General features: G+C 70.9%; 11 protein-coding genes and 1 pseudogene. 7 read left to right on the top strand and 5 right to left on the bottom strand.

Translation table 11 applies throughout. From position 1 onward, the window contains the following. Positions 1–61: 61 nt before the first annotated feature. Positions 62–505: pseudogene (locus tag ABB33_RS08335) on the bottom strand (glutathione S-transferase family protein); the annotation flags it as partial. A 54-nt stretch (positions 506–559) separates the two neighbouring features. After that, the gene (locus ABB33_RS08330; RefSeq protein ID WP_056931817.1) at positions 560–1,924 is read right to left on the bottom strand and encodes a glutamate--cysteine ligase; all 1,365 of its coding nucleotides are present in this window, start codon (positions 1,922–1,924) and stop codon (positions 560–562) included. Between the two features lie 341 nt (positions 1,925–2,265). Between ABB33_RS08330 and ABB33_RS08325 the strand changes: the two genes are divergently transcribed. The 3 genes from ABB33_RS08325 (at position 2,266) to ABB33_RS08315 (ending at position 4,873) form a co-directional block, all read left to right on the top strand. Continuing rightward, the gene (locus tag ABB33_RS08325) at positions 2,266–2,970 is read left to right on the top strand and encodes a VIT1/CCC1 transporter family protein (protein WP_054663021.1); all 705 of its coding nucleotides are present in this window, start codon (positions 2,266–2,268) and stop codon (positions 2,968–2,970) included. Beyond that, positions 2,970–3,803, top strand: a complete 834-nt coding sequence (locus ABB33_RS08320; protein ID WP_054663018.1) for a helix-turn-helix transcriptional regulator — start codon at positions 2,970–2,972, stop codon at positions 3,801–3,803. Before ABB33_RS08325 ends, ABB33_RS08320 begins: the two co-directional genes overlap by 1 nt. A 107-nt stretch (positions 3,804–3,910) precedes the next feature. Then, complete coding sequence (locus ABB33_RS08315) at positions 3,911–4,873, top strand: MBL fold metallo-hydrolase (protein WP_056931816.1); 963 nt, start codon at positions 3,911–3,913, stop codon at positions 4,871–4,873. A 179-nt stretch (positions 4,874–5,052) separates the two neighbouring features. On the opposite strand, the gene yihA is transcribed toward ABB33_RS08315, so the two are convergent. Then, entirely contained in the window at positions 5,053–5,652 is a 600-nt protein-coding gene (yihA, locus tag ABB33_RS08310) for a ribosome biogenesis GTP-binding protein YihA/YsxC (RefSeq protein ID WP_054663011.1), read from the bottom strand. 125 nt (positions 5,653–5,777) lie between these two features. Between yihA and ABB33_RS08305 the strand changes: the two genes are divergently transcribed. The 4 genes from ABB33_RS08305 (at position 5,778) to ABB33_RS08290 (ending at position 9,049) form a co-directional block, all read left to right on the top strand. Continuing rightward, positions 5,778–6,554 (top strand): c-type cytochrome, encoded by a 777-nt coding sequence (locus ABB33_RS08305; protein ID WP_054663008.1) that lies wholly within the window; start codon positions 5,778–5,780, stop codon positions 6,552–6,554. Positions 6,555–6,652: 98 nt separating this feature from the next. Beyond that, positions 6,653–7,303 (top strand): thiol:disulfide interchange protein DsbA/DsbL, encoded by a 651-nt coding sequence (locus tag ABB33_RS08300; protein ID WP_056931815.1) that lies wholly within the window; start codon positions 6,653–6,655, stop codon positions 7,301–7,303. A gap of 119 nt (positions 7,304–7,422) precedes the next feature. Further along, positions 7,423–8,241: a thiol:disulfide interchange protein DsbA/DsbL gene (locus tag ABB33_RS08295; RefSeq protein WP_054663002.1), complete on the top strand. Its 819-nt coding sequence runs from the start codon at positions 7,423–7,425 to the stop codon at positions 8,239–8,241. Between the two features lie 70 nt (positions 8,242–8,311). Then, on the top strand, positions 8,312–9,049 hold the full coding sequence (locus tag ABB33_RS08290; RefSeq protein WP_182212923.1) for an endonuclease/exonuclease/phosphatase family protein: 738 nt from the start codon (positions 8,312–8,314) through the stop codon (positions 9,047–9,049). Positions 9,050–9,114: 65 nt separating this feature from the next. Here ABB33_RS08290 and ABB33_RS08285 read toward each other — a convergent pair whose 3' ends face one another. Together ABB33_RS08285 and ABB33_RS08280 are read right to left on the bottom strand one after the other, a co-directional pair. Then, positions 9,115–9,993, bottom strand: coding sequence for an EamA family transporter (locus tag ABB33_RS08285; RefSeq protein ID WP_056931814.1), 879 nt, complete (start codon positions 9,991–9,993; stop codon positions 9,115–9,117). Between the two features lie 78 nt (positions 9,994–10,071). Beyond that, a complete protein-coding gene (locus ABB33_RS08280; protein WP_056931813.1) occupies positions 10,072–10,479 on the bottom strand; it encodes an ExbD/TolR family protein in 408 nt (135 codons plus the stop codon). Positions 10,480–10,605 lie beyond the last annotated feature (126 nt).

Here is a 10,605-nt window from a genome sequence, read left to right as displayed (position 1 = left end):
CCTGGCTGCTGGGCGAGCGTTTCAGCGCCGCCGACGTCTACCTGGGCAGCCAGGGCGCGGCGCCGGCAGCAGCCTTCTCCAGCGTATCGGCCATCTGCTCGAAACTGCCATAACCGACCGTACCCGCCTTGTCCGGCGGCGCCAGCAGGCCGAACGCCTTGGCGCTGACCGCGGCCTCCACCGGCCCGGCGGCGAAGAACAGCCAGCGGAAATAACTGCCGCGCAGCGGGTCGTCCTGTGCCGGCGCCAGCCCGGCCCTCGGGAACGCATCGGCCAGGTAGCTGCAGATGGCCGCGGCCTCGGTCACCACCACCCCGCGGTGGACGATGGCTGGCACCTTGCCCATCGGGTTGATCGCCAGGTAGGCCGGCGACTTCATGCTCTCGCCGTAACCCAGCACTTCGGTGCGGTACGGCTGCCCGACCTCCTCCAGCATCCAGCGCACGATGCGGCCGCGCGATTGCGGGTGGGTGTAGAAGACGATCTCGTCCGTCGTGTCGCCCATGCGCCTGCCTCCGTCAAGGAAGCAGGCAGTCTAGCAACGCGCCAGGGTGCCGGATCAGTAGGCGAACTCGCGGAACACCGGGTCGACGCTGCCGTTCCATGCCCCATGGAACAGGTCCAGCTTGCGTTCGGCGGCGGTCTTGCCCGAGTCCACGATCTCCTGCAGGACGTCGAGGAAACGGGTCTCGTCCTGGCCGTCGCCGTTGAGCGCGGCGCGGCGGCGCAGGCCCTCGCGCGAGATATCCAGCGCGCGCCGCGCCAGGTCGCGCACGCTGCCCCCGCGGAACGGCAGGTGCAGCGCCAGCCGCGGCACGCCGTCGCGCAGCGCATGGCGCTCGGCCAGGCTGAAATCCTTGACCAGGTCCCAGGCCGCATCCAGCGCGGCATCGTCGTACAGCAGGCCCACCCAGAACGCCGGCAACGCGCAGATCCGGCTCCAAGGGCCGCTGTCGGCGCCGCGCATTTCCAGGTACTTCTTCAGCCGCACCTCGGGGAAGGCGGTGGTCATGTGGTCGGACCAGTCGCGCAGCGTCGGCAGCGCGCCCGGGAGTACGTCCAGCTGCCCCTTGAGGAAGCGACGGAACGACTTGCCGCTGGCGTCGTGGTAGACGCCGTCGCGGTAGGAGAAGTACATCGGCACGTCGAGCAGGTAGTCGACGTAGCGCTCGTAACCGAAGCCGTCCTCGAACACGAAGTCGAGCATGCCGGTGCGGTCGGCATCGGTGTCGGTCCAGATGTGCGAACGGTAGCTGAGGTAGCCGTTCGGCGCGCCTTCGGTGAACGGCGAATCGGCGAACAGCGCGGTGGCGATCGGCTGCAGCGCGAGCGACACCCGGAACTTCTTCACCATGTCCGCCTCGGAGGCGTAGTCCAGGTTGACCTGGACCGTGCTGGTGCGGGTCATCATGTCCAGGCCGAGCGAGCCGACCCGGGGCATGTACTCGCGCATGATGCGGTAGCGGCCCTTGGGCATCCACGGCATGTCAGCGCGCGTCCACTTGGGCTGGAAGCCCATGCCCAGGAAGCCGAGCTGCAGTTCGCCGGCCACCTGCGCCACCTCGTTGAGGTGGGTGCCGGTTTCCACGCAGGTCTGGTGGATGCTCTCCAGCGCGCCGCCGGACAACTCGAGCTGGCCGGCCGGCTCCAGCGTCACCGAGGCGCCGTCGCGCAGCAGGGCGATGGTGTTGCCGTTCTCCTGCACCGGCTCCCAGCCGAAACGGGTCAGCCCGGTCAGCAGCGCCTGGATGCCGCGCTCGCCCTCGAACGTCGGCGGGCGCAGGTCGTCCAGGCGGAACCCGAACTTCTCGTGCTCGGTGCCGATGCGCCACTGCGGGCGCGGCTTCTCGCCGGAAGCGATCACCTCCACCAGCTGCGAGCGGTCGGTAATGGGCGTATCGGCAACGTGGCTGGGGCTCGACAAGGGCTGGCTCGCAGTATTCTGGCTGGGCGGGAAATGGGGGCCTTCCCCCGGCATCACAAGAACCGGCCCGCAGTCCGTCGCGCTCGTCCCCGCGCCCCGTCCAGCGCCGGCAAGGCGCGCATCCACGCACGCTGCGCCTGCTCGGCTCCGCCACGGGCCACCGGCCCTCGCCCGCGATGGATCGCGAACAGCTCCCGAGCGCGCACTATATCGCGGCCCCCAGCGGCGGCATGTCGCGGTGACGGTTTTCAGCATCCCACCGGCGGCGACTTGACCGGCCCCGCCAGCGCAGCTGCGAGTCGTTTTCACCAACGGTCCACGTGCCGTCCTACACTGCGGCCATGAAACCGACCCGGCACATCGAAACCCATCGCTCCGAACGTGTCGGCTGGCTGCGCGCCGCCGTGCTCGGGGCCAACGACGGCATCGTCTCGGTCGCCGGCCTGGTGGTCGGCATCGCCGCCAGCGGCGCGTCAGCCTCCACCATCCTGGCCACCGGCGTCGCCGGCACCGTGGCCGGCGCCATGTCGATGGCCGCCGGCGAGTACGTCTCGGTGCAGTCGCAGGCCGATACCGAGCAGGCCGACCTGGCGCTGGAACGCCGCGAGCTGCGCGAAGACCCGCATACCGAACTGGAAGAACTGGCCGGCATCTACCGGCGGCGCGGGCTGACGCCCGAACTGGCGCACGAGGTGGCCGTGCAGCTCACCGCGCACGACGCGCTCGGCGCGCACGCGCGCGACGAGCTGGGCATCACCGAGGAACTGCGCGCGCGGCCGCTGCAGGCGGCGCTGGCCTCGGCAGGCGCGTTCGTCGTCGGTGCGATCCTGCCGGTGCTGACCGCGCTGCTTGCCCCCTACGCCTACGTTGCGCAGATCACCACCGTTTCCACCCTGCTCGGCCTGTGCATCACCGGCGCGATGGCCGCACACGCCGGCGGTGCGTCGCGCCTGCGCGGCGCGCTGCGGGTGGTGTTCTGGGGTGCGCTGGCGATGGGCGCGGCGGCGGTCATCGGCAACCTGTTCGACACCCACCTCGCCGGTTGATGGCGCCCTTGGCGGCGGCACCCCACGCGCTGCTGGAACGGCTGGCGACGCTGGCCGACTGCCAGAACGCCGGCGACTATGCCTGCATCACCGCGCGCCGCGAACATGGCGCGTCCTCGGTCGAGATCCCGCGGCCGCAGTTCGCCATCCTGCTGCAGGGACGCAAGCACGTCCGTACCGCGCAGCAGGTGCTGGAGTTCGGCCCCGGCGACCTGTTCCTGATCACCCGCCGCTGCCGGATCGACGTGGTCAACGTGCCCGACCCCGACAGCGGCCTGTATCTCAGCGCCATCGTGCCGCTGTGCGACGAAGTGCTGTCCGCCACGCGCAGCCTGTGGAGCGGGCCGCTGCCGGACGCCGGCGACCCGCTGGCGCGGCTGTCGCTGGCCGCGCATGGCACCGAGCTGCTGCAATGGCGCCAGGCACTGGAGCACGGCGACTACACCTCGGCGCGGCTGGCGCTGGCCACGATGACCGTGGCGTTCTGCGCGTCCGGCCACGGCAGCCTGCTGGTCGCGCCGGAACCCGGCCTGGGCGAGCGCATCCGCGACCTGGTTGCCGCCCAGCCCGGACGCAGCTGGCAGTCGCGCGATTTCGAACAGCACCTGGGCATCAGCGGTGCCACCCTGCGCCGGCGCCTGGCCAGCGAACGGCTCGGCCTGCGCGAACTCATCGGCGATGCCCGGCTGGCGCAGGCGATGCAGCTGCTCTACACCACCCGCCTGCCGCTGAAGACGGTGGCCGCGCGCGTCGGCTACCGCTCGCTGTCCAGCTTCAGCCGGCGCTTCTGCGAACGCTACGGGATGGACCCGTCCGCCATCGGCAACCACTGACGGCGCGGCAGCGGTGAGCGGATCGCGCCGCATTCCGAGCGCATCGCAGGCATGGCCGGCGGCAACATGGCGGCTCCGCGGCAATGCCGCCCCTGACGGAACCGCCCATGCCCCGCGCTGCCCTTCGCCCCCTCGCCCTGGCCCTGCTGCTGGCCACCGCCGGCGCCCACGCCGGCACCACGCATGTCCCGCGCACACAGGTCCCCGGCGTGTATCACCAGCAGATCGGCGACGTGCGCGTAACCGCGCTGTTCGACGGCACCGTGGCCCTGCCGCGGCAGGCGCTCACCGGCATCGCCCCGGGCGTGGTCACCCGCCTGCTCGAGCACGGCTACGTGCCCGAGGACGGCAAGGGCCTGCAGACCGCGGTCAACGCCTACCTGGTACAGCGCGGCGGCCACCTGGCGCTGGTCGATACCGGGGCCGCGCAGTGCTTCGGCCCCGGCCTGGGCCAGGTACTGGCCAACCTGCGCGCCGCCGGCTACGACCCGGCCGAGGTCGACGACGTGCTGCTGACCCACGCCCACCCGGATCACCTGTGCGGGCTGCTCGACGCCGAGGGCAAGGCGGCGTTCGCCAACGCCACGGTGTGGTTGTCGCAGGCCGATGCCGGTTACTGGCTGGACCCGGCCAGCGAAGCCGGCGCGCCGCAAGCACTGCGTTTCGCCTTCCCGATGGCGCGCAGCGCGGTGGCGCCGTATGCCGCGGCCGGGCGCCTGCGACCTTTCGTCGCAGGCGATGCCCTGCCCGCCGGCATCACCGCGCTGGACAGCCACGGCCACACCCCGGGCCATGTCTCCTGGCGGATCGACGGCGGCGACGGCCAGCAACTGCTGGTCTGGGGCGACATCGTGCACTTCCACGCGGTCCAGTTCGCACGGCCCGATGCCAGCTACGAAGCCGACAGCGACCGCACCGCTGCCATTGCCAGCCGCCGCCGGCTGATGGCCGAGGCCGCGGCGGGCGGATGGTGGGTGGCCGGCGCTCACCTGCCGTTCCCCGGCCTGGGGCACGTGCGCCGGGAGGGCACGGCATTCGCCTGGGTGTCGGGCGAGTTCTCGCCGCTGTGACACGCGCGCGCTGCGCGCTGGCGCCCCACGGTCCGCGCCGCAGACCGCGGGCCCCCTGACTCAGGGGGCTGTGCCCCCGCCACGTTCCAGCCTGGCCGGGCGATGGAGCAGCAGGCACCGGGCGGGTGCGTGACGCGTGGTGCATGGGAACGGGCTGGAGTGCCCGCCTGGTGCCGGCGTTACAGGCCCAGCCAGCCGCCGATCACCGCGCGGGCCTCGTCCACGCCCTGTTTCGACTCGCCGGAGAAGGTCTGCACGCTGACCAGGTCGCCGAACGCGGCGGCCATGTCCTTGCGCACCTTCTGCAGGGTCTGCGCCTGCTGGCCGCGGCCGAGCTTGTCGGCCTTGGTCAGCAGCGCATGCGCCGGCAGCCCGCGCTGCACCGCATAGGCCAGCATCTGCCGGTCGTAGTCCTTGAGCGGGTGGCGGATGTCCATCACCACCACCAGCCCCTTGAGCGCGTCGCGGGTGCGGAAGTAGTTGTCGATGAAGGCCTGCCAGTGCGCCTGCAGTTCCTGCGGGACCTTGGCGTAGCCGTAGCCGGGCAGGTCGACCAGGTGCGCCTCGGGCGTGACCTGGAAGTACACCAGTTGCTGGGTGCGGCCCGGCGTCTTGGAGACGCGGGCCAGCGCGTTCTGGCGGGTCAGCGCGTTGAGCGCGCTGGACTTGCCGGCGTTGGAGCGCCCGGCGAATGCCACCTCGGCCCCTTCGTCCGGCGGCAATTGCCGGGCATTGTGGGCCGAAAGCAGATAACGGGCGCGTTCTAGGAGCTGTGACATGCGCATAGGATCGCATGCCGGGGCCCCCGCTGGCGCCCGTGCGTTGACCCTGCCATGAATCGGCGTGGATAATCCGGTCGATGCCGGCGCAGACCTGCCCGGCCCGTTCCACACGGAGCTTCTGCATGCGCCACGCTCGTGTCCTAGCCGTTTCTGCCCTTGTCATCCCGCTGATCGCCGTCGTCGCGTTCGCACAGAGTTCGGTCACGCCCGTGCCCGACAACGCGCCGGTGCAGACCGCACCGCTGGAGATCGACCTCAGCAAGACCCTGCCCGGCGACGCCGAGGCCGGCGAAGGCAAGGCACAGGCCTGCGCTGCCTGCCATGGCGCCGACGGCAACTCCGCCGTGGAGATGTATCCGCGGCTGGCCGGCCAGAGCGAGCGCTACATCGCCCGCCAGCTGGCCCTGATCGCCGGCGGCCAGCGCACCGAAGGCGCGGTCGCCGCCATGCTGCCGTTCGTGCAGGGCATGACCGCGCAGGACATGCGTGACATCGGCGCCTTCTTCGCCCGCCAGAAGTCCGGCGCCGGCGTGGCCGACGACACCGCCATCGCCGACGGCCCGTATGCCGGCATGAAGTTCTACGAAATCGGCCAGAAGCTGTACCGCAATGGCGATGCCAGCCGCGAGATCCCGGCGTGCATGGCCTGCCACGGCCCGACCGGCGCCGGCAATCCCGGCCCGGCCTACCCGCACATCGGCGGCCAGCACGCCATGTATGTCACCCAGCGCCTGCAGCACTACCAGGCGGGCCAGACCCAGGAAACCGATCCGTCGCAGTTCCGGATCATGGCCCAGGTGGCCGGCAAGCTCACCGAGCAGGAAATCCAGGCGCTGGCCAGCTACGTGCAGGGCCTGCATGCGCGCGCCGACGACGTGGCCGTGGCCGCGGCCCGTTGAGCACCTGACGGTACCGGTCGCCACGGCGACGGGCCGCCTTGTTCCCGGATACGCCGACCCCTGCGGTCGGCGTCTCTTTTTCCAGCTGGAGACTCTCGATGACGTACTTCCTTCGCCTGTTCCCTCTGCTGCTGGCCCTGCTGCTGCCGCTGACCGCCTGTGCCGCCGACGGCACCGCGCCGGTGGAAGGCCGGGACTATGAGCTGATCGCCGAGCCCGGCCCGTTCGCGCCGCTGGCCGGCAAGATCGAGGTGGTCGAGGTGTTCGGCTACCCCTGCATCCACTGCGCCCACTTCGAGCCCCTGCTTGAAGCCTGGGTCGCCAGGCTGCCGGCCGACGTCCGCTTCACCGCGGTGCCCGCTGCCTTCGGCGGCCATTGGGACGCCTATGCACGCGCCTTCTACGCCGCCGAGCAGACCGGTGTGCTCAAGCGCAGCCACGCCGATGTGTTCAAGGCCCTGCACGAGCGGGGCAGCCTGCCGATGCAGAACGTGTCGCCGGATGAACTGGCGACCTTCTATGCCGCCTACGGGGTACAGCCGCAGCGCTACACCGATGCGCTGCGCAGCGAGCAGACCGATGCCAGGGTGAAGGCCGCGCGCGCCTTTGCCATGCGCGTACGGGTGCCCGGTACGCCGGCGCTGGTCGTCAACGGCAAGTATCTGGTCAAGGGCCGCAGCTTCGAGGACCAGCTGCGCATCGCCGGCGCCCTGGTGGAGCGCGAGCGCGCGGCCGCCCGGCGCCGCTGAGCCCGCGACGGAACCTTCCGCGAACCGGTTCAGCCGCTGCCGCGGATAATGTCATCATGCGCCCCGCGGTCGCCGCTGGCGGCCTGACGACCCGACGAATCCCTGCTGGAGATCCACCCATGAAGATCCGTTTCGTACTGGCCCTGGCGGCCCTGCTCCCGTTGATGGTGGCCTGCAAGGCCCAGGACGGCTCCGCCGACGCCGTCGCGCCGGCCGCCGAGCAGCCGGCTGCCGCCCCCGCCCCGGCCGCCGAAGCTGCAGCCGAAGGCACCGCCACGCCGGCAGCATCCGGCGAGCAGGCCGCCGCCGCGCAGAACGCGGAGAACACCCCGGTACCGGCGCAGGCGCGCCTGGTCGGCCCCGAGCCGGTGGCCGGCACCGATTACCTGGTGATCGACGGCGGCCAGCCGATCCAGCCGGCAACCGGCAAGATCGAAGTGGCCGAGGTCTTCGGCTACGTCTGCCCGGCCTGCGCGCGCTTCCAGCCGCTGATCGGGCCGTGGAAGGCGGGCCTGCCGTCGGACGTCAACTTCGTCTACGTGCCTGCCATGTTCGGCAGCATGTGGGATGACTACGGCCGCGCCTTCTATGCCGCAGAGGCGCTGGGCGTGCAGGAGAAGACCCACGACGCGCTGTACTCGGCCATCCACGTCGAGCAGTCGCTCAAGGGCGAGCTGGGCCGCGATTCGGTCGAGGACATCGCCAACTTCTACGCCAAGTTCGGCGTCAACCCGAAGACCTTCGCCGACACCATGGGCAGCTTCTCGGTGGTGGCCAAGACCAATCGCGCCAAGCAGTTCGCCCAGCGCAGCAAGATCACCGGCACGCCGTCGCTGATCGTCAACGGCAAGTACCTGGTCAAGGGCAAGAGCTACGAGGACATGCTGCGCATCGCCGACCACCTGATCGCACGCGAACGCGCCGCCAACGCCAAGTAATGTATCAAGGGCCTCGTCGACACGAGGCCCTTGTTCCACCGCCGTGAAATCCCCCACCCACACCCTGCGCCTGCTCACGGCCAACATCCAGGCCGGCTCCAGCACGCGCCGCTACAGCGACTACGTGACCCGCAGCTGGTCGCACGCGCTGCCGTCGGGCAGCAAGCGCTCCAGCCTGGACGCGATCGCCAAGCTCGCCAGTGGCCGCGACATCGTCGGCCTGCAGGAGGCCGATCCCGGCAGCCTGCGCTCGGGCTTCACCAACCAGACCCACTACCTGGCGCAGCGCGCCGGCTTCAACTACTGGAGCCACCAGCCCAACCGGCGCATGGGCGGCGTCGCCTCCAGCGCCAATGGCCTGCTCAGCCGGCTGGAGCCGGTGGAAGTGCAGGATCACGCCCTGCCCGGCCGCATCGGTGGCCGCGGCGTGCTGCTGGCCCGCTTCGGCGATGGCCGCGAGGGGCTGGCGGTCGCCGTCGCGCACCTGTCGCTGGGGGTGGGCTCGCGCCTGTCGCAGCTGGATTTCATCGCCGACCTGATGTCCGACTACCCCAACGCGGTGCTGATGGGCGATTTCAACTGCAAGGCCGAGCGCCCGGAAATGCAGGTGCTGTACCGCAAGACGCGGTTGCAACCGCCCGGCTGCCTGGTGCCCACCTTCCCCAGCTGGCGCCCGGACCGGGCCATCGACCACATCCTGGTCAGCGACAGCCTGCGCACGCTCGAGACCGGCGCCGTCGCCGCGGCCCATTCGGACCATCTGGCGGTGGAGATGCAGGTCGAGGTACCGGGCAACAGCCTGCGCTGATCCGGCCGCACCCGGCCATGCCTCCGGCGCGGCCTGGCCCGGCACGCCGGGCCGTACCGTTGGTCTCACGTCACCACGGCTGCCGCGGGCGGCGGCCGGCGCCGCGCGGTCGCCGCGCTGCCCACCGAAGCCAGCACCGTGCAGCCGATCGCCAGCCACTGCAGGCCGGACAGCTGTTCGTGCAGCAGCAGCAGGGCCCACAGCGCGGCCACCGCAGGCTCCATGCTGATCAGGATGCCGAAGGTCTCCTTCGGCAGGCGCTTGAGCGCCATCATCTCCAGCGACATGGGGATCGCGCTGGACACCACCGCCACCAGCAGCCCGGCCAGCAGGATCGACGGCTGCAGCAGTGCCGTGCCGGCATGGGCCACGCCTACCGGCACCACCACCAGCGCCGCGACCGCCACGCCCAGCGATACCGAGTGCCCGGCATGCAGGTGCCCGGCACGCTTGCCGAACACGATGTACAGCGCCCAGCAGGCCGCGGTACCCAGCGCATACAGCACGCCGGCCACGTCCAGCGCCGGCCCGCCGCTCAACGGCAGCAACAACAACAGCCCGGCCAGCGCGCAGCCGACCCACAGGAAATCGATCGGTCGCCGCGAGGAGAACATCGCCACCGCCAGCGGTCCGATGAACTCGATGGCCACCGCGATGCCGAACGGAATCGTGCGCAGCGCCATGTAGAACAGCAGGTTCATCACCCCCAGCGCCAGCCCGTAGCGCAGGATCGCGACGCCGTCGACGCGGCTGGTATGCCAGCGCCAGGGCCGCCACAACAGCAGCAGGAACAGCGCCGAGAAGCCCACGCGCAGCGCGCTGGTGCCCTGGGCGCCGATCAGCGGGAACAGGTGTTTGGCATAGGACGTGCCGATGGCCAGCGAAGTCACCGAGCCGAGCACCGCCAGCGCCGGCAACAGTGGCGCGAATCGGGAAGTCTGCATGGGCGTAGTGTAGTGCGCCTGCGCCCGGCGGCGCCGCGCCGCGGGCCGCCCATCACCACGGGCGGCCCGGCAAACCCCTCATCGCAGGAAGGCGATGCGTTCCATCCGTGCGTTGTCGGCCGCCGCCAGCACCTTGGCCATCGTGTCGTACTCGGCATCGGGGCTGGCATCGATGCGCAGTTCCGGCAGGTTGCCGGCATGCAGTCGCGCCTGCTCCTGCAGCCGCGACTGCAGCGCGGCGATCGGCAGCGCCTGGCCATTCCAGGTGAGCTGGTTGGCCGCATCCACCCGCAACTCGATCGGCGGTGGCGGATCCACGCGCGGCACCTGGGGGGTAGTGGGCTGCGGCAGGTCCACCGGAATCGGCCAGGACACCAGCGGCGCGGTGACGATGAAGATGATCAGCAGCACCAGCATCACGTCCACCAGCGGCGTGACGTTGATATCGGCGATCGGCCCGGAACTTCCAGCTGCACTGAATGCCATGCTCCGCTCCTTCGGCGAGGCGGCACGCCTCGCAATCGACACTACGCCGCCCGCACCCGCGGGCAGCAGACTGCTGGAGACCGGCGTTCAGCCACCGTTGCGGCTCACGGGCTGGCCGCGGGCCAC

Source organism: Stenotrophomonas acidaminiphila, assembly GCF_001431595.1.
Taxonomy (GTDB): Bacteria; Pseudomonadota; Gammaproteobacteria; order Xanthomonadales; family Xanthomonadaceae; genus Stenotrophomonas; species Stenotrophomonas acidaminiphila.
Note: the sequence above shows the minus strand (reverse complement) of the source record. Positions and strands in the feature narration are given on the sequence as shown.